Source organism: Geomonas sp. RF6, from assembly GCF_021044625.1.
Lineage (GTDB): Bacteria > Desulfobacterota > Desulfuromonadia > Geobacterales > Geobacteraceae > RF6.
Genome location: NZ_CP087999.1, coordinates 394587 through 413594, shown reverse-complemented (window position 1 = coordinate 413594; position 19008 = coordinate 394587). Strand labels below are relative to the sequence as shown.

Genomic DNA, 19008 nt, shown 5'->3' with positions numbered 1-19008 from the left:
CCTGCCGCTGCTCGCCGCGGTGGACCGGCTGCGCCGCCATCACCCGGTGATCTTTGAGCTCGAGTTTGGCAACATGCATGCCAAGGGCGGACGGAAGGATGGCCCCTGTAAGTGGCTCATTAAAAAGAGGAATGTGCGTGGGGGGAGGGAAGGTACCCTCCCTCCTGTGCAAGATTTGAACTGCAGTGTGTGAACAGCTGTTGAAAAAGAGACCGCAAGTAGTATCTCTGAGAGATTTTTTTGGCGGGGGTGGGAATGGTCAGCCACCGTCGCGGGCTGCGGCCTCGTCCAGGTTGTTGATTACTTCCGCCAGATCGGAGCTCTTATAAGGCTTCGGCAGGACGGCGCAGAAGCCGTGTTCGCGATAGTCGGCGAGGACCGGATCGTCGAAGTACCCGCTGGAAACCACCAGGCGGGCCTCCGGGTCGAGCCTCAGGATGTGCTCCGCTGCTTCTTTCCCTCCCATTCCGCCCATCACGGTGAGGTCCATTATGACCGCCTTGTACCGGTCCCCGGCCCCTTGCGCCTTGCGGTACAGCTCTATCGCCTCCTCGCCGTTGTTGCAGGTCGTCACCTCGTAGCCGAGGCACTGGAGCATCTTCCCCGTCACCTTGCGCACGACGCTCTCGTCGTCCATGACAAGGACCGCCCCGCCGGCGGCTTGGGCCCCCTCTTTCCTGGGCTTTGATTCCGCCGGCGCGTACGCCGTCCCCGTGGAGGGGAGGTAGCAGGTGAAGGTCGTTCCCCGGGCGGGGGAGGAGTCCACCGCTATGTGCCCGCCGTGCCTCATGACGATGGAGTGCGCCGAGGTGAGCCCGAGTCCCGTCCCTCCCGGCTTGGTGGTGAAATATGGGTCAAAGATGCGCTGCTGTTCCTTTTCCGGAATGCCGCAGCCGCGGTCCGAGAAAGAGATCCGCACGTAGCTGCCGGCGGGGAGCTCGGGCGCGTTTCCGGGGGGGAGGGAGATGTTTCCGGCGTTCACCACGATCTCTCCTCCCGGGTTCGCCTCCACCGCGTTTACCAGGATGTTCCGGAAGGCCTGCTGTATCTGGGCCGGGTCGACCTCCACCCCGTCGACTTCGTCGGTGAGCTGCAGCTCCCATCGCACCGAGGAGCCGCCGAGGGCGAGGGAGATCGCCTGTTCGAGAAGATGCCGCACCGATACCCGCTTCTTCACCGGCTTCCCGCCGTTGGCGAAGGTGAGGAGCTGGCGGGCGAGGTCGGCCGCGCGCAGCGAAGCCTTCTCTGCGTCCTCGAGGGCGGGCCGCACCGCATGGTTATCCCCTGCCAGCGCCTGCGCAAAGGAGATATTCCCGAGAATCCCGGTGAGGATGTTGTTGAAGTCGTGGGCGATCCCTCCCGCCACCGCCCCGAGCGATTCCAGTCTCTGGACCCGCTCCAGCTCCTCCTGCCTCTTTTTCCTGGCGGTGATGTCCTCCGCTATGGTCACGAAGTGGCAGATCGACTTGTCGCTGTCGAAAAGGGGGGATATGGAGGCCAGTTCCCACGAGACCTCGCCGCTCTTTCTGCTGCGTGTCCACTCGCCGTGCCACTCCGCGCCGGAGCTCACCGCCTTCCACACCTCCCGGAAGCGCTCCGGGTCGAGGGGGGAGAGCTCCTGCAACCCCTTCCCGAGGATTTCCTGGGCGCCCTGCTCGGCGGTCTTGCAGAAGGTGTCGTTCACATAGACGATCTTCCCTTCCCTGTCGCTGACCGCCACCATCCGGGAGTTCTGTTCTACTACCTGCGAGAGGACGCGGATGCACTCCTCCTGGCGCCGGACCTGTCTTTCCAACTGCACCGCCGAGAGGCATTCGCCGACCGCGTTGAAGAGGTGGCGGAAATCGAGCGGCTTCGTGAGGTAGTGCCGTATCCCCAGGCGCATCGTCTCGAAGAGATAGTCTGTCTTGCTGTGGCTGGAGATGATGATGACGCGGGTCCCGGGGGCGAAGGAGAGGATTTCCCGGGCCATCTCTATCCCATCGAGGGCGGGCATCTCTATGTCGGTGAGGACGATTTCGGGGCGCAGCTCCCGGCAGAGCTTGAGCCCCGCCGCGCCGTCTTCCGCGGGGTACACGGTGAGGCCGGGAAAGTTCCGGGTCAGGGCATCGACTACCTTTTCTCTGGCATAGGGGTCGTCCTCGACATAGAGGAGGGAGATGGCGGGACTCGAGTGATCGAACGGCAACATGTAGACCTCTTCCGCTTGGGAATGGACCGGGACAGTCGTCGGCGGCTGGGGCCGCATGGATGCTTAACCACGAAAGTTATAACAGGTATACGGTAACTGCATCTTGTGAAATTTTGCTCAAATTTAGGGATTTTGTGCTATTCAGCGTGGAGGGAGGAGCGTTTGGCATCTTTTTCGGGCATTGCGGTAGCGGGAAGGGGTCACACCGGTCGCCTTCTTGAACCACTTGGTGAATTCGCTCTGGTCGCTGAAGCCGCACTGTATGGCGACCTCCGAGATCGCTGCGCTATCACCGTCCAAAAGAGAGGTCGCCAGGGCTATGCGCCGCCGGAGCATGAAGTGCATGGGGCTCATGCCGTAGAATTTCTTGAATTCCCTGCAGAAGTGGAACTTGCTGAGGCACGCCTGCCGGGCGATCCCCTCCAGGTAGAGGGGGCGTGCGAGGTTCTCCTCCATGAACGCCGCCGCCTTGCGCAGCCGCTCCGGTACCCCCTCGGGTGGCGGGAATAGGGGCTCCCCTCCGACGGGGGACGGGATCTCGCTCTCTCCCCTCCCGGGCCTGAGAGCGAGGGCGCGGGTGAGGCTTGCTGCGATCTGCGTCCCGGTGAACGGCTTCCTGAGGTAGTCGACGGCGCCGAGCTTCATGCAGTCTATGGCGGTGTCGATCTGGCTGTTGCCGGAGACGATGATAACGGGGATGTGGGCCAGCCGGGAGCTGACGTAACGCAGAAGGTCGAGACCTGACATGTCCGGCAGGAAAAGGTCGAGGATGATCGCCGCGGCATCTCCGGTGCGGAGGAATTCGAGGGCGTTCAGACTGCTGTCAAAAAGGAGGGGGGAGCGGTACCCCTGCCCTTCGAGAATGATCCCGAAGAGGGAGAGGACGGCGGGATCATCCTCTACGACTACTATGGGGAGATCGGCAATATCCTTCATGAGGGGCTCGTCCGTGTGGGTGAGAGGTGGCCGATGCTTTGGGACGATGGCGGCAGAGGTGGCCGAGGCGGCACATAATAGCGCAGGGGAGCGGGGAGATGCAAGAGAGGACTTTCATCTTTTGCGGTTAATATGGCGTTGCTGCCCTTTGATTCGCCCCTTTCAGGGCAGGTCCGGGGGGAAAGGGGGCGCCCCCCCGCGAAGGGTCAGGAATCGAGTGCGAAGTAGAAGGTTGCCCCTTCCCGCGGCGCGCCGGTGGCCCAGACCTTGCCGCCGTGGCGCTGGATGATCCGCTGCACCGTGAAAAGCCCGATGCCGTGCCCCTCGTAATGCGCCTTGTCGTGGTAGCGGTGAAAGGGGCTGAAGAGGAGGTCGGGATTTTCCAGCTCGAAGCCGACTCCGTTGTCGCGCACGAAGAAGACCTGCTTGCCGTCCTCTTTCAGTCGCCTGAATTCGATCCGGGCCGACTCCTCCTTGGAGGTAAACTTCCAGGCGTTCCCGAGGAGGTTGTGGAGCACCAACTTCAGAAGCTGCTCATCCCCTTCGGCCTCGGTTCCCTCTTCTATGTCGAAGAGGACGTCGCGGCTCGGCTGCTGCAGCGAGAGCCCGTTGGCGATGTCGCTGGCGATCCTCCCGAGGTCCACCTTTTCCTTGCGGATAGGCTGGTGCGAGATGCGGCCAAACTCCAGGAGGGCGTCGATAAGCCGCACTATCTCCTCCACACTCCCGGTTATGTCCTGCAGGTACCCTTTGCTTTCGTCGTCCAGTACGGTGTCGTTCAGGTCGAGAAGGACCTGGCAGTACAGGTTTATCTTGTGCAGCGGTTGCCGCAGGTCGTGGGAGACCATGGAACTGAATGCCTCCAGTTCCCGGTTCGTCGCCTTCAACTCCTGGTTCAGCGTTTCCAGTTCTGCGCTGCGGGTGGCGAGGGACCGGGTGAGCGCCTCGATCCTTCTTCCTTGCGTGATGCGGGTGATCCCCTCCCGAATCGCCGCAAAGAGGAGGGTGCTGTCGACCGGTTTCAGCACGTAGCCGCTGGCGCCGAGGTTGATCGCGTCCATGAGGTATCGGGAGTCGCTGAATGCGGTAAGGAAGATCACGAAGGAGGCGGGATTTTCGGTACGGATCTCCTTTGCCATATCGATACCGTTTATGAGCGGCATGTTTATATCCGTAACGACTATGTCGCAGGGGGTCTCCCGGTAGGTGGCGAGGCCGACGGCGCCGTTCTCCGCACTGGTCACCTCAAGTTCGGGGAACTTCCGGGAGATGAGGTCGACGAGGGTGGCGCGGGAGATGGCGTCGTCCTCCACTACCAAAAGGGAGATCTTTATGGTCTGCTCTAGCATGGAAACCTCGGGGTCAGGCATTCTGTCCTGGATGTTTACGGTTAGCTTATGCTAATTCAATAATGAGAACATTGCAAGCTCTCGTTTATGTGTGCGCTCGGCTTCATGATTTTATTTTCCGGAAGGAATGCCCCATCCCTCCCCTTGACCTCTCTCGGGAAGGAGTCTATAAATGCTCCAGCCAAAAGCGGCTCGGCCGCTTGCCGACGAGTTGCGGCGCAGGAGGGATAGATGAAGAAAGCGGGTTTGTTGCGACATGCGGTGGTACCTTTGCTGCTGGTCGGTTCGCTCCTCACGGTCGGCGAGGGGAGTGGAAGGGGCGCCTCCTCCGATCCGTCCGGTGAGGTGAGCGTGCGCGCGGTGGTCACGGAGTATGCGAGGCTGCGCCAGGAGCTGAAGGGTGCCGAGACGGGGCTTGTCGCGATGCGGGAGGAACTCCCGAAGCTGCGCCACAAGTGGGTCGTCAAGAAGGGGAGGACTCCGACAGAGAAGGAGATAAAGGAGTTCGAGGAGAAACTGGCGAAAGGGAAGGCAAAGCCGGAGGAAAATCCGTACTACAACCAGACGCCGCTGACGACGCCGGCCCCGGCGCGCGCCGCTTACTACGCGAAGCTGGAGGAGATCCGCCGCAGCGAGGAGCGGATTGCCCGGCTGAAGCAGGAGCTCTCCGACCTCGACCTGAAAGCGGACCGGGCAGGGGTGCCGATGGAACTGCGCCGCTGACCGCTACCCCAGCCTGAAGCGGTTTATCATCTGCTGCAGCCCGCTCGCCGAGTCTGCCAGTTCGCAGGCGGCGCGCTCGGTGGCGTGGGCGCCCCCTGCCGCGATTTCTATGACCTGGGAGATGCCGCGCATGCTGTTCGTGATGCTGTGGCTGGTAGCCGACTGCTCCTCCGCCGCGGTGGCGACGTGCGAGACGTGCTCCAGAAGCGGCGCAAAGTGCGCCTCGATGAGCCGTATCGCCTCGCTGGAATGTTCCACGTCGGTGCAGCCGGTGCGCACGCAACTCGCGCTCTCCTCCATGCAGCGCACCACGTTCTTCACGTCCTTCAAGAGGGAGGCGACGATCCCCTGGATCTCGTGGGTCGAGGAGGTGGTGCGCCCCGCCAGGTTTTTCACCTCGTCGGCGACGACGGCAAATCCCCGCCCCTGATCCCCGGCACGAGCCGCCTCGATCGCGGCATTCAGCGCCAGGAGGTTCGTCTGGTCGGCGATGTCCTCGATCGCCACCACGATGTCTCCGATCCGCTCCGAATTGGCGCCGAGCGCCTTCACCGCCTCCACCGTGCCGAGCACCATCCGCTCGATCTCAGCCATCATCGCACGCATCCCCGCGACCGTCTCCGCGCCGCTGTGGGTGGCGCTGTTCGTCCCGGACGCCTTCTGCGCCATTTCCTGACAGCTGAGGGAGATCCCCTCGCTCACCGAAGCCATCTCCTCCACCGCCGTGCTCACCTCCCGGGACTGGCTGGAGGCCTGCTCCGTCTCCGCCACGATCTCCGAGGAGGTGGAACGCAGGAGCTCGGAGGAGGTGGCGAGGCGATCCGCCGTCCCCTTGATCCCCGAGATGATGGTGCGCATCGAATCCTGCAGTTCCTTGGTAGCCGCGATCATCTTGCTGAACTCGTTCTTGCGCAGCACCCGGATCTCCTGGGTGAGGTCCCCCCCCGCCATCGTCTGCAGGTACCCGATGGTGCGCTGGATCGGCCTGTTGATGGACCAGATGTTGATCCAGCCGAAGATCCCGCCGAGGAGGATCAGGAAGGCCATCGAGCCGTACTTCACCAGGGGAGAGCCGGACTGGGCGCAGACGCCGACGGCGATCATGCACAGGCTGTACGAGGCGCACAGCACGGCGAGCCGAAGCCGGATGGAGAGGTTCAGGTAGCAGTTCCAAAGGGTGTTCATGCAGATCTCCCGGGATGTCGTTCAATGCAGCTGTACAACACAACTATCCCCTCTATCGGATAGTGTTTACAAAACTTGAGGAGGGTTGTTCGGGGGAAGGGGGAAAGAGGGCGCGAGGAGGGCACCCTCTCACAGAGGTTTGAAGAAGTTCTTCTTCGCCTTGCAAACGGGGCAGGTCCACTCCTCGGTGAGCTCCGTAAAGGAGATCATGGCCGGGACGCCGTTTCTGTCGTCCCCCTGCTCCGGATCGTAGATGTGTTGGCATACCGTGCATATCCAGCGTTGCATGTACTCTCTCCTTTCAGGCGCCTTTCAGGGAGGACGGCTCAGCGCAACTGGGGGGGCGGGGGGAAACCCCGGCATGTGCGGGACTCGCCGCCGGCGCCGGCCTGCCGCTTTTTCACCAGGATACCGGCTCCGGCTCTTTCTTCACGAGGAGGATGGAGCACGGCATCCTGCGTATGAGCTCGTCGTTCTCTCCACCGAAGAGGAGATGCTCGAGGCGCCCTTCCTCCTGCCCGAGCATGATCACCAGGTCGATCTCTTCCTCCTTTACGGTCTTCACGATGTCGGCGACCCCACCGTCGTCGCCTGCGACGATCTTTATCGGGAGCCCTGCCTCTATCTCCCTTCTGAGAGTCTTGTCCAGTTCTTCCTTCGCTTCCTGCCGCAGCGTGACATACGTCTTGTATTTCCCTTCACTGATGAACTCCGGCGCATTGAGCGCTTCCATGTCCACCGGCTCGGAGACGATGTGAAGCACATGGAGCTTCGCGCCGTACAACTTTGCCATGGAGATACCGCAATCAACCGCATGGCGGCATGAGTGAGATGCCCTGCTCACTACAAGAATCTTCTGTACACTCCCCATAACCGACCTCTTACAAGCTGCCAGATACAGTACAAGATGCATGGTAATCGGTTTTGTGCCTGACATTTCAAGTATATAACTGTTGCGAAGCTTCGGCAACGTGGCATAGTTGACTTGAAAACGGCGCTGGTTCCCGGCGGTGCAGCGGCGCAGAAACGGAAGACCGCGACCCCCCGTGGATGGGGAAAGGGCGGGGCGGGGCGGCTTGACACGCACCTTTTTTAAGTTATTTTTTGGGTGCCTGCGCAGCAGGAAGGAGTCTCGACAGGCAGGGGGTGAGGGAGACCCTTTTCCTGATCTCACGCAGGGGAAGTCGGCAAGGCTTTCCCTTTTCTTTTATGAGCCAGCTGAAAAAGAGCCGCACACGGAAAGGTGGGGGGTGCCACATGCGAAGGAACATGCTGAAGCTTCTCGGACTCTTGCTCGTCACCTGCGTTCTTTCCTCCTGTGCCTCGACCACGCTGGTGGACACCTGGCGCAACCCGAACCTCACCGCGCCTCCCCACATACGGAAGCTCCTGGTGGTGCGGATCACCAACAAGGACGGGAACCGCAGCGTGTACGAGGATGTCATCGCCGCGGAGCTGCAAAAGCGGGGGGTCGAGGGGGTGCCTGGGCACACGCTGATAGCGGACGACAAGAAGCAGAACTGGGACACGCTGGAGGAGGCGCTGCGAAAGTCGCAGGCGGACGGGGTCCTCACCGTGCAGACGGTCAATGTGGAGAAGCACACGAGCATCCAGCCCGGATACCCCTCCGTCTACCCCGGCTACTGGTACCCCTCGGTCTTCTCCGCCTGGGACCTGCGCGGCTATTACGGGGCGTCCACCTACTACGACCCCACGCTCGTCTCCACCTACCAGGTCGCCTCCCTGCAGAGCAACCTCTTCGACGCGAAGAGCGGAAAGCTGATCTGGGCGGCGACTCTGGAGACCTCGGATCCTGAGAAGACGATCTCCGTGAGCAAGGAGCTCGCGCAGCTGGTGGTGAAGTCTCTGATAAAGGAAGGGCTGATCTAGCCTCGGTACACGGGCCCCCGAAGGGGTGCCGGCGCCTCGGGCGGCGCTGCAGAAGGCGGCGTGCGCCCCCGGGGGTACACATGCACTTCACGATCACCGAATCGATGCTGGCCATCATGCTAGCCATAGGGTTTCTGACGGCGGCGGTCTTCGCCATCGCCTGCTACCGCCCCTTCGGGGTCCGCGGCGACCCGCTCGACTCCTTCCTCATCGTCGCCGCCCTCATACTCATCGGGACCTCCGGCGGCTTCGGCGTCGCCTATGTCGCCAGGGGGGGGCCGGAGGGGCTTGGCACCTACGGCCCGGCATTCCTCGTGTGCATCCTGTCCGCCCTCGTCTTTACCGCGATCTTTGCGCTGCGGCGCAGGTCCCAGGAAAGGGAGGAGCGGTCGAAAGGAGGACCAGAATGAAAAAGGCAGATCTCTCCTTCCCCGAGCTCTCCCTCATCGCCGGCACGAGGATCGCCCTCGGCGGCGGGATCGCCCTCCTCTTTGCCGATCGCATGACCGAGAAGGAGCGCCGCATGGCAGGGTGGAGCCTCTTCCTCATCGGCGCGGCCAGCACGATACCCCTCATGAAGATGGTCCTGGACAAGAGGCGTTGAAAGGGGGGAAGCGCACCGGCTCCCAGGCCGGCGAGACCGCCATATCCCCCCTCTCGCGCTGTACAGGCAGAAGAGCGCTCTATGCCGCGGGGGTCCTCACCCTCCTCCCGGCACTCCTGGCGGCCTGCACCCACCGGGAAAGAAAGATCCCACCCGACGCCGAGCTGGCAGATGTCCTTCTCCTACCGCAGAGACTGGACGGGTATGCGGCCGACGCCGCAGACTCCCTTCCCATCCCCCCCCCTTGCCGCGCCCAGCTCCTGGAGGAGTTTCGTCGCGAGTACTTCAGGCCGTGGAGCGGTGGCCCCTCACCCTTCGACATCGCGCAGACAAAGGGGGGGATGATTGCGGTGGCGCGCGGGAAATGGTACGGGCAGAACAGACGCCGGGTGGACTCGGCCTTTCTGCGCACGCTCCTGGAGTCGTGCGCGCTGGAGAGCTTTCCCTCCAGGAACGATCCCGCCATCGCGGTCCTCCCCTCCCACCTGCGAGGGCTCCCGACCACGCTCCCCCTCTTCGAGAAGTTCGGGGATTTCCCTTTCGACCAGCTCGAATATCCGCAGATGAAGCTGAACGAGCCTCTGCGCGTACTGCACGCCACCACGGATGGGCTCTGGCTCTTTGTGGAAACCCCCTATTCCTGCGGCTGGGTCGACGCCCGCGCCGTCGCGCTCGTTGACCGGGGGGTCATGAAGCGCTGGCTGGACGGCGAGCTCCTGGTGCTGGTGCGTGATTTCCAGAAAGTCTCCGATGGCAGGGGGGGCGGGTTCCGCGCGAAGATCGGGACGCTCCTCCCCCTGTGCGGGGTCCGGGAGGGGGATTGGGAGGTCGCGGTGGCGAGCGCCGACGACAGCCGCAGTGCGGTGATCCGTGAGGTGCGGCTCCCCCGGGAAGGGGCACTTCCCTTCCCCGTTTCCTTCGATGCCCGGACCATTCCTCTTCTTGGAAACCAGCTGGCGGGGGGGGCATACGGCTGGGGTGAGATGTACGGGCTGCGCGATTGCTCGGCCTTGCTGCGCGATCTCTTCATGCCTTTCGGGATCTGGCTGCCGCGGACCTCGCGGGACCAGATCGAGTCGATGCCGCAGATAGATCTGAGCAAGCTGTCGCCGCAGGAAAAGGAAAGGAGACTGAAGGAGTCCGGCATACCATTCCGCACCCTCCTCTTCAAGCCAGGGCACGTCATGCTGTACATCGGGTGCGACCGGAGCGGACGCCCCCTCGTCTTCCACAACGCCTGGTCGATCCGCCTGGAAAGCGACCGGAAGCCACAGGTGCACTATGTGGGGAAGACGGTAGTGACGACCCTGCAACCGGGAAAAGAGATCGGGGCGGCGAAGGGAAGCACGCTTCTCGACCGCGTCACCGCCCTGGGGATCATTACCGGCCGCTGCCGCGATGCGATGCACCTCCCCTGAGAGCCCTGCATTTTCCTTTTCCTATCGAAGATCCTCATTCGCCCCGCCTCTTCTCCCCGTCCGCCGCAAAGTTCTCTCATAAGGTACCATTTTCTCCGGATCGACTCTCATAGCGTCGGCCCCTTAACACACAGCCCCTGCCCGGATAATCGGTTATGACAGAGTAATCTGCCCTTTCCCCTCCCTGTGCCAAGGGCACCACTGCCGACTGCGGGAAAAAATTACAAAACACACTTTTATTGACAATAATTGGATTGCTTTAAGGTGTAAAGTGAGCTAGATTTCCCTATCCCGGTAAAAAAAGTGACAGGTTAAGAGTCGATGTCGAAATTTTCAACAATAACGATACGGGCGCAGCTCTTCTTCATGGCGCTCATCATCGCGCTTCCTGCGGCGGGGATCATCGTGTACTCGGGGCTCAAGCAGCGCGAGGAGGCGCTGGTGAAGGCGCGGGTGGAGACGCAGAAGGTCGTGGCAAATCTTGTCTCGGAGCAGCAGACGCTCGTGGCGTGCGCGAAGCAGCTGCTGAGCACCCTCGCGCTCCTCCCGGACGTGCGCAACCACAACGAGGAGCGCGTCCGCTCGATCCTCGCCCAGAACCTGCAGATCAATCCGCAGTTTCTGAACATATTCATCCTCGACGCGAAGGGGAAGCTCTGGGCATCCGCGGTCCCGGGCCCCCCCGGTCTCGACGCGGCAGACCGCAGGTACTTCCAGAATGCGGTGCGGACCGGGAGGTTCTCCTCGGGCGAGTGCATCGTGGACAGGATACTCCACAAGCCGGCCCTGAGCTTCGGGTACCCGTACAGGAACGAGCGGGGCGAGATCGCCGGGGTGGTGTGCGCCAACTTCGACCTCAACTACTGCAGTCGCACGCTGGAGCGCTTCAGGCTCCCCGCCGGTTCCAGCTGCCTCATGGTGGACCGCAATGGCGTGATCGTCGGGAAAGGGATCAATCCGGTCGGCTACATAGGGATGAAGAGCACCGGGAAGCAGAGGGAGCAGCTTCTGAATACCCGGGACGGAGAGACGATGGTCTCTCCGGGCGTGGACGGCGTTGTCCGCTACTCGAGCTACCGCAGGATCTTCCTCGAGGGGGAATCCTCACCATACATGTATATCCGCGCCGGGATCCCGATGAAGTCCGTCTACGGGTCTGCCAACATGGCCCTTATCACCAACCTCTTCTGTCTTCTCCCCTTCCTGGCACTCGCTTTCTACGTCGCCGGGCGTATCGGGAAGCACTCGATCGTCGATCGGGTGGCGGTCCTGCACAGCGCATCGCAGCGCTTTGCCAGGGGGGACCTCGATGTGAGGGTCTCAGAGCTCGTCCAGGGGGGGGAGCTCGGAAGCCTCGGCGCCTCTTTCGATGCCATGGCCTCATCGCTGCAAAGGGAGCAAAAGGCTCTGCGCGAGAGTGAGAACAACTTCCGGACCCTCGCAGAGACGGCGAACGACGGGATGCTCGTAGTTGCGGAAGACGGCGCCCTCATGTACGCCAATTCCCGCATCGCCCAGATCCTCGGGTACAGCGCCCACAAACTGATCGGCGCGGATATCACGGAGCTTGCCCCGGCAGAAGAACTCCCGCGCTGGAAGAGCCTCCTGCGAGTCGCAGGGGAGAAGGACCAGCAGCAGTACGAGACGAGAGTGGTCACGACCGGTGGCGGCGAAGTCCCGGTCGAGGTTACGTGCTCGAGCACCCTGTGGCACGGCTGCTCCGCAAGTCTCGTCATTGTGCGCGACATCTCGGACCGAAAACGGGTGGAGGAAGACCTGCGTGCCTCCTACAACATCCTGCAGCGGACCTTCGCCAGCCTGAACGAGACGGTGCTGATAGTCGGGGCCGAGGGGGGGATCATTGAGGCCTGCAACGACATGGCGAAGAGGATGCTCGGCTTCTCCGTGGAGGAACTGGTCGGTAGACGGGTCGCCGATCTGCACGTCAGCCCAGAAATGTACGAGCACTTTTGTGAGATGAGGATGAAAATGTACCGGGAGAAGGGGTACTTCGAGGCCACCTACAAGCTGAGGCGCAAGGACGGCACCATCTTCGACTCCGAGCACGTCATCACCCCGATTCGTTCCGAGAGCGGCGCCGTCGTCAGCCATGTCGGCGTCATCCGCGACATAACGGAACGGAAGCGGCAGGAGGAGATGCTGCAGGCAAAGGCCCTTGTGCTGGAGAACATGGCGGAAGGGGTCAGCGAGTGCGCAGGTGACGGCACCATCCTCTTCACCAATCCCGCCTTCGACGCGATTTTCGGCTATCCCAAAGGTGAGCTGCTGGGGAAAAACGTCTCCATTCTCGGACACCGTCCCTCCGGTGACAGCGGGGCATTCCCCCCTGATGTCGCTGGAAGCCTGAAGCGACACGGCATGTGGTTCGGGGAGTTCGCCAACAGGAAGAAAGACGGCACCATCTTCCACACCTATGCGCGCGTCAACGTCGTCCCCTGCTCCGGCAACTGGATCACGGTGCTGGACGACATCACGGAGCGGCAGGAGATGGAGCGGATGAAGGACGGCATGATCTCGGCGGTAAGCCACGAGATGCGCACCCCCCTCACAGCGCTCATCGGGTACTTCCAGATCATCCAGGAGAAGGGGCTCGCCGATCCGCAGCTCAGGGAGTACCTGGAGACGATGTACAACGAGACAGTGCGCCTGAATGAGCTTATCGGCAATTTCCTCGACCTGCAGCGCCTGAAGGCCCGCAAGGCGCTCTACTCTTTCAAGCCGCTCGCCTTGAACAGCCTGATTACTGATACCGCGGCACTCTTTGCCAACACCTCGAAGAAGCACCACATCACCCTCAACGTTGACTCCGAACTTCCCGCGGTCATAGGGGACGAGGACCGCCTGCACCAGGTCTTCAACAACCTCCTGTCCAATGCCATCAAGTACTCACCCGCTGGGGGCGAGATCGTCCTGACGACGAGGTCCGAAGGGAGTAACGTCGCCGTCTCCGTACAGGACAGGGGGATAGGGATACCGCCGGAAGCGCTGAACAAGATTTTTGAGAGATTCTACCGGGTGGACAACACCGACGCTCGCACGGTGGGGGGGACCGGCCTCGGGCTCGCCCTGGTGCGTGAGGTGATCGACACACACGGCGGGAACGTGCGGGTGGAAAGCGTGCTCGGCAAAGGGAGCACCTTTCAGGTCTCCCTCCCCGTCGCGGAGAAGACGTACAACGCGCAGATGATAAGCTAGACATCTTCGGCTCTGTGGGCGGATCGTGCTACTCAAGCACTAAAGGCTTTTTTGTCCGCAGATTACGCAGATTACCATTCTGATTATTCGATGCGCGCCATGAAAGAATCAGAAAGATATGAGCTGAGAATCTCATTGCATCTAAAATCTGCGGAATCTGCGTAATCTGCGGATAAAGCTTTTTGTCGTCCCCCACCTTCGAGACGAAATTCCCCCTGTCCCCCTTCGCAAAAGGGGAACGTGATTCCTGCCTGCTCCTCTGACATCACTCGTAATCCCGATCTCTCCGACTCAATAGCCTCGCCTGTTCCTCCCGGCTCTTTTGTCAACTCCAACACCTTGCACGTAATGAACGTCATGCACGCCGGGACAAGCCGCAGGCGTCCCGGCAATCCCTGTGCCATCCGCCGCCACATGCCGCTTCACAGCGCATGAGGCGCTATGCAACCAGTGGACATTGAAGCTAATGAGGTTAAAGTTATCATGCCCATTTTGAGCTACAGAAAAGGAGGTTACGCATGCCACAGGGGCAAAACGAGGTCAGGCGCATAGCCAAGGTATGGCAGAGCAAGCCGACGATAGAGGGGGCGGGGGTACACCTGCAGCGAGCCTTCGGCTACTACCAGGTCCCGGATCTCGATCCCTTTCTCCTTCTCGATGACTTCCACTCGGCAGACCCCGCCGAATATCTCGCAGGGTTCCCGTGGCACCCGCATCGCGGTATCGAGACGATCACCTACGTCCTGCACGGCGACGTGGAGCACGGGGACAGCATGGGGAACAAGGGGGTGATCGGCTCCGGCGACGTGCAGTGGATGACGGCGGGGAGCGGCATCATCCATCAGGAGATGCCGAAGGGGGATGCCACCGGCCTTATGTGGGGATTTCAGCTCTGGGCGAACCTGCCTGCCTCCCACAAGATGATGGACCCCCGCTACCGCGGCCTCACGGCGGCAGAGATTCCGGAGGTTTCCCTGGAGGGGGGCGTGAAGGCGCGGATCATCTGCGGCGAGGTAAATGGCGTGCGGGGACCGGTACAGGATGTGGTGATCGATCCCGAATACCTGGACGTGACAGTCCCGGCAAATAGCACCTTTACCCACGCAACTCGCCGCGGCCACAAGGTCTTCACCTACGTTTTTGAAGGCTCCGGCTACTTCGATCCCGGCCGGGACCCCTTTTCCTATGAGGTGGTGGGGAAGAAGTGGTTCGAGCTGAATCGGCCGTGCAAGGTGGGAAGCCGCCACCTGGTCCTCTACGGCGACGGGGACGAGGTGACCGTGTGCACGGAGGACGAGCCGGTGCGCTTTCTCCTGGTGTCGGGGCGCCCTCTGAACGAGCCGGTGGCGTGGTACGGCCCGATCGTCATGAACACGAAGGAGGAGTTGCGCACCGCCTTCAACGACTACGAGAAAGGCACCTTCATAAAGGTAGGGAAGGTGGAGGGACCGGCTTGATGTTCCGCCCCCGCCCCTCGCGGCGGGCAGGGGGTGGTGGAAGGTGGCCGGCAAAAGACTTCCAGGAGGAGCACTATGGAATGGGAACTTACCAGCGAGCAGCGGGCATTGCGGGACATGGTGCGCGAGTTCGCGGAGGGGAAGCTGAAGCCCGGGGCGGCCAAGCGCGATGAAAGCGGGGAGTTTCCCTGGGACGAGGTCAGGGAACTGCAACAGATGGGGCTCTTCGGCCTGATCTTCCCGTCGGAGTACGGAGGGGGAGGGCGCGATCTCCTCTCCTTTGTCCTCGCCATCGAGGAACTGGCTCGCTGCGATGCCTCGGTCACCATCACCCTTCTCGCCCACACGCTGTGCACGACCCACATAAATCTCTTCGCATCGCCCGCGCAGAAAGACCGCTTCCTCGGGCCGCTGGTAAGCGGGCGGAAGCTTGGGGCATGGGCATTGACCGAGCCGGACGCCGGGAGCAATGCCGGCGGGATCAAGACGGTGGCCGCCTCCGAGTCGCAGGGGTGGCGGCTGAGCGGAAAGAAGTACTTCATCACCAACGGTTCGAAAGCGGACACACTCGTTATCATGGCGCTCACCGATGCGGAGCGGCAGGCGAAAGGGATCTCCGCCTTCGTCGTCCCGGGCGACACCCCCGGGCTCGCCCGCGGCAAGAACCTCGACAAGCTGGGATTTCGCTCCTCCGACACGACAGCGCTCATGCTGAAAGACCTCGTCCTGCCGCGCGACGCGCTCCTTGGGGAGATGCACCAGGGGTTCTACCAGGCGATGCAGGTGCTCGATACCGGCCGCATCGGAGTCGCCGCCATGGCGATCGGGATCGCGCGCGCCTGCCTCGAGGACAGCCTCGCCTACATGCGCAAGCGGAACGCCTTCGGAAAGCCGATCGGGGAGTTCCAGGCGGTCCAGTGGATGGTGGCGGACATGGCCACGGAGCTTGACGCGGCGAGGCTTCTCGTGCACCGGGCGGCAGTGCTGAGGGATCTCGGCCGCCCCTTCCGCCGGGAGGCGTCGATGGCGAAGCTCTTCTCATCGGAGGCCGCCACCCGGGCGGCGTTGAAGGCTGTCCAGATACATGGCGGCTACGGGTATACGAAGGCATTTCCGGTCGAGCGCTACCTGCGCGAGGCGAAACTTTGCGAGATCGGGGAGGGGACTTCTGAGATACAGCGTATGGTTATTTCCCGCGATCTTCTGAAAGAGGAGGGGGTATCATGAGACCGGTGTACATGGTAACGGGTGGCATCACGAAGTTCGCGAAATCGCATCCCGACAAAGATTTCCGACTCATGGTGAAGGAGGCGCTGGACTACGCCATGGGCGATCTTCCCGGCATTTCGCTCGACGAAATCGACGGCAGCGTCTGCTCCTACTTTTCCGACCACTTCACCCGGCAGCTTATGGCGGGTGCCATGGTGCAGGACTACGTGGGGCTCTCGCCGAAACCGTCGCGCCGCGTGGAGGGGGGTGGTGCCACCGGCGGCCTCTGCTTCCAGTCTGCCTGGGAATCGGTGGCCTCCGGTCGGATGGAAGTTTGCCTCGCCATGGGGTTCGAGACGATGGGCCGGGTCAATACCTGGAAAGGGAACGAGTTCATCGCCCTTGCCTCCGACACCAACTTCGACTTTCCGGTTGGAGGCTTCTATACCGGGTACTACGCGATGATGCTGAACCGCCACATGTACGAATTCGGCACCACGGTGGAGCAGATGGCGAAGGTGGCGGTAAAAAACCACATCAACGCCGTGCACAATCGCTACGCACAACGGCCGGGTAGGATCACCATCGAGGACGTGCGTTCCTCTCAGATGGTGGCAACGCCTCTTACGCTGCTGGACATCTGCCAGATGTCCGAGGGCGCCGCTGTGTGCATCCTGGCCAGCGAAAAGGCGGCGCAGCGCCTCGGGGGAACGCCGGTACTGGTGAAAGGGGTCGGCAGCGGCACAGACGCGATGCGCATGGCGGACCGCCCGCACGGGAAGGTGCTCCTGTTGCCTCATGAAAAGGAGGAGGATTACGTCGATGTGAAGTATCCCGGCGTCCACTCCTTCCGCGGCGGGAGGATGGCGGCGAAACTGGCCTACGCCATGGCAGGAATAAACGACCCTGGGCAGGATCTTGACTTCATCGAGCTGCACGACGCCTACACCTCATCGGAGATCCAGACGTACGAGGATCTGGGGCTCTGCCGCTACGGCGAGGGTGGCTCCTACGTCGACTCCGGCGCTCCCTTCATGCCGAACATCGAATACGGTCTCACCTTTTCCGACACCTCCCGGTGGCGGAAGCTCCCGGTGAACCCGTCAGGCGGGCTCCTCGCCTGCGGTCATCCGGTCGGTGCGACGGGACTCATGCAGGCGGTTTTCGCCTTCTGGCAACTGCAGGGCTCCGTGCAGAAGCACCTGGGGGACAGCACGCTGCAGTTGTCCGCCCCGAAGCGCGGGCTGATCCACAGCCACGCGGGGACCGGGACGTATATCACCGTGTCGATACTGGAGAAGGTCTGACGAGCTTTCGAGGCTTTCGGTCGAGCTGCACGCTTTCGCGGAGGGGGCGCCATGAACAAGGACATCAAGCTGCCGGAAACAGACGCTGGAACGATTCTTTTCAACGTGAATCCCATCATCCAGAAATTTCACTACGAGATAGATTACATACATACCTATGCGCAGGATACCCCGTTCTTTGCGGGGCTGGCGAAGCAAAAGCTCCTGGGGAGCCGCTGCAAGGGGTGCGGCTACACCTTCGCCACGCCGCGCAGCCACTGCATGGAGTGCGGGTCGCCGACGGAATGGGTGGAGCTGCCGCAGCGCGGGATCGTGCACACCTTCACGACCTGCCATTTCGGCGGCGAGGCGTTCCTGAAGGAGACGCCGTTCACCCTGATCCTGGTGGAGTTCGAGGGGGTGCAGACGCTGTTCCTCTCGCGGCTGCTCGGGGCAGAAGGGGACGAGATAAAGATAGGGATGCCGGTGCGTGCCCGCTTCCTGCGCAACTGCAAGTTCAAGCCGACCGACGTCTATTTCGTCCCGGTGTGAGGGATGCAGGGTCTGATGTAGGTGTACCGTAACACTGTAGGCCGGGATAAGCCCGAGGGCGTTCCCGGCGGTCCGACATCGCTGGACTGCCGGGAACGCCTGCGGCTTGTCCCGGCCTACATATTTTCCTCCAACGTGACGGCACCTTGTCCTCACGGCTTGTAATACATAAGCTGCCGCGCGAACGGGTGCAGGTATTCGACGATCTCACCCATCTCCTCATCCGTCATCTGCTCGAATCTCGTCGCGAAAAGAACATTCTGCTCTACCTGCCGCAGATCGTCACAGCCGATAACCACGGTGCTCACCGGGTGCGAGAGGGCGTAGCGCAGATACGGCTCCATGCTCTGGTATCCCGGCACCCGCGAAGCCAGGCCGCGCAGATACACCTTCATACCCACGATCCCCATCTCCCGCTCCATGGCATGAGGCAGGACCCCTTCCACAAAGCTCTTGTGGGACGCTTCCGCCGGATTAACCGGCATAAGGACGGTGTCGAAGGGAAATAGCTCCAGGGCGCTCCGCAAAATAGCGGGATCGTGATGGCCGGTGACGCCGATGAAACGGACCTTCCCCTGCTCCTTTGCCTCCACGAATGCCTCGATGGCTCCGCCGGGGCCAAAGATTTCCTCCAGCTCGCGCCGGGTGCGCACGTCGTGCACCTGCCAGAGATCGATATGGTCGGTCCCCATGTTGTGCAGCGTCTCGTGCAGGTGCTCCAGCGCTCCATCCTTGTCGCGCGCGTGCGACTTGCTGGTGAGGAAGATCTCCTTTCTCCGCTCCTTCAGCGCCTTCCCGTAGTACGACTCGCTCCCCTGGTAGGCCCGCGCCGACTCACAGTAGGTGATGCCGAGGTCGAGCGCCCTGTTGATGAGGGCATAGGCGTCGCGCTCCAGGCCGAAGGTGCGCAATATCCCCTCCCCGCCGAGCCCGAGGATCGTCACCTCCTCCCCGGTCTTTCCCAGTTTCCGTTTTGGTATCGCCATAGAGGC

Annotated in this window: 17 protein-coding genes; 10 read left to right on the top strand and 7 right to left on the bottom strand. The window is 62.0% G+C overall.

The window, feature by feature from the left end; all coding sequences use genetic code 11:
* Positions 1-259 precede the first annotated feature (259 nt).
* From LPW11_RS01780 to LPW11_RS01770, 3 genes are all read right to left on the bottom strand, one after another.
* Positions 260-2191, bottom strand: coding sequence for a response regulator (locus LPW11_RS01780; protein WP_230996408.1), 1932 nt, complete (start codon positions 2189-2191; stop codon positions 260-262).
* 141 nt (positions 2192-2332) lie between these two features.
* Positions 2333-3127 (bottom strand): AraC family transcriptional regulator, encoded by a 795-nt coding sequence (locus LPW11_RS01775; protein ID WP_230996407.1) that lies wholly within the window; start codon positions 3125-3127, stop codon positions 2333-2335.
* 206 nt (positions 3128-3333) lie between these two features.
* Positions 3334-4476 carry a sensor histidine kinase gene (locus LPW11_RS01770; RefSeq protein WP_230996406.1) on the bottom strand — a complete coding sequence of 381 codons (1143 nt, stop codon included), beginning with the start codon at positions 4474-4476 and terminating at the stop codon, positions 3334-3336.
* A gap of 231 nt (positions 4477-4707) precedes the next feature.
* Here LPW11_RS01770 and LPW11_RS01765 point away from each other — a divergent pair, with 231 nt between their 5' ends.
* Positions 4708-5199 carry a hypothetical protein gene (locus LPW11_RS01765; RefSeq protein WP_230996405.1) on the top strand — a complete coding sequence of 164 codons (492 nt, stop codon included), beginning with the start codon at positions 4708-4710 and terminating at the stop codon, positions 5197-5199.
* A gap of 3 nt (positions 5200-5202) precedes the next feature.
* On the opposite strand, the gene LPW11_RS01760 is transcribed toward LPW11_RS01765, so the two are convergent.
* The 3 genes from LPW11_RS01760 to LPW11_RS01750 form a co-directional block, all read right to left on the bottom strand.
* On the bottom strand, positions 5203-6384 hold the full coding sequence (locus tag LPW11_RS01760) for a methyl-accepting chemotaxis protein (RefSeq protein ID WP_230996404.1): 1182 nt from the start codon (positions 6382-6384) through the stop codon (positions 5203-5205).
* Positions 6385-6513: 129 nt separating this feature from the next.
* Positions 6514-6672 carry a rubredoxin gene (locus tag LPW11_RS01755; protein WP_230996403.1) on the bottom strand — a complete coding sequence of 53 codons (159 nt, stop codon included), beginning with the start codon at positions 6670-6672 and terminating at the stop codon, positions 6514-6516.
* A 112-nt stretch (positions 6673-6784) separates the two neighbouring features.
* Positions 6785-7255 (bottom strand): universal stress protein, encoded by a 471-nt coding sequence (locus LPW11_RS01750; RefSeq protein ID WP_230996402.1) that lies wholly within the window; start codon positions 7253-7255, stop codon positions 6785-6787.
* 386 nt (positions 7256-7641) lie between these two features.
* On the opposite strand from LPW11_RS01750, the gene LPW11_RS01745 reads away from it, so the two are divergent.
* The 9 genes from LPW11_RS01745 to LPW11_RS01705 all read left to right on the top strand — a co-directional run bounded on the left by LPW11_RS01745 (position 7642) and on the right by LPW11_RS01705 (position 18016).
* Positions 7642-8274, top strand: coding sequence for a DUF4136 domain-containing protein (locus LPW11_RS01745; protein ID WP_230996401.1), 633 nt, complete (start codon positions 7642-7644; stop codon positions 8272-8274).
* Between the two features lie 80 nt (positions 8275-8354).
* The gene (locus LPW11_RS01740; RefSeq protein ID WP_230996400.1) at positions 8355-8684 is read left to right on the top strand and encodes a hypothetical protein; all 330 of its coding nucleotides are present in this window, start codon (positions 8355-8357) and stop codon (positions 8682-8684) included.
* Positions 8681-8878 (top strand): hypothetical protein, encoded by a 198-nt coding sequence (locus LPW11_RS01735; RefSeq protein ID WP_230996399.1) that lies wholly within the window; start codon positions 8681-8683, stop codon positions 8876-8878. The genes LPW11_RS01740 and LPW11_RS01735 overlap by 4 nt, the downstream gene beginning before the upstream one ends.
* On the top strand, positions 8875-10296 hold the full coding sequence (locus tag LPW11_RS01730) for an NlpC/P60 family N-terminal domain-containing protein (protein WP_230996398.1): 1422 nt from the start codon (positions 8875-8877) through the stop codon (positions 10294-10296). The genes LPW11_RS01735 and LPW11_RS01730 overlap by 4 nt, the downstream gene beginning before the upstream one ends.
* 321 nt (positions 10297-10617) lie before the next feature.
* Positions 10618-13512 carry a PAS domain S-box protein gene (locus tag LPW11_RS01725; protein ID WP_230996397.1) on the top strand — a complete coding sequence of 965 codons (2895 nt, stop codon included), beginning with the start codon at positions 10618-10620 and terminating at the stop codon, positions 13510-13512.
* Between the two features lie 518 nt (positions 13513-14030).
* Entirely contained in the window at positions 14031-14969 is a 939-nt protein-coding gene (locus tag LPW11_RS01720; protein WP_230996396.1) for a pirin family protein, read from the top strand.
* A 75-nt stretch (positions 14970-15044) separates the two neighbouring features.
* Positions 15045-16196: an acyl-CoA dehydrogenase family protein gene (locus tag LPW11_RS01715; protein WP_230996395.1), complete on the top strand. Its 1152-nt coding sequence runs from the start codon at positions 15045-15047 to the stop codon at positions 16194-16196.
* Positions 16193-17485 carry a thiolase C-terminal domain-containing protein gene (locus LPW11_RS01710; RefSeq protein ID WP_230996394.1) on the top strand — a complete coding sequence of 431 codons (1293 nt, stop codon included), beginning with the start codon at positions 16193-16195 and terminating at the stop codon, positions 17483-17485. Before LPW11_RS01715 ends, LPW11_RS01710 begins: the two co-directional genes overlap by 4 nt.
* A 51-nt stretch (positions 17486-17536) precedes the next feature.
* Complete coding sequence (locus LPW11_RS01705; protein WP_230996393.1) at positions 17537-18016, top strand: Zn-ribbon domain-containing OB-fold protein; 480 nt, start codon at positions 17537-17539, stop codon at positions 18014-18016.
* 152 nt (positions 18017-18168) lie between these two features.
* Here the strand turns inward: LPW11_RS01705 and LPW11_RS01700 are convergent, their stop codons facing one another.
* Complete coding sequence (locus tag LPW11_RS01700; protein ID WP_230996392.1) at positions 18169-19002, bottom strand: aldo/keto reductase; 834 nt, start codon at positions 19000-19002, stop codon at positions 18169-18171.
* Positions 19003-19008 lie beyond the last annotated feature (6 nt).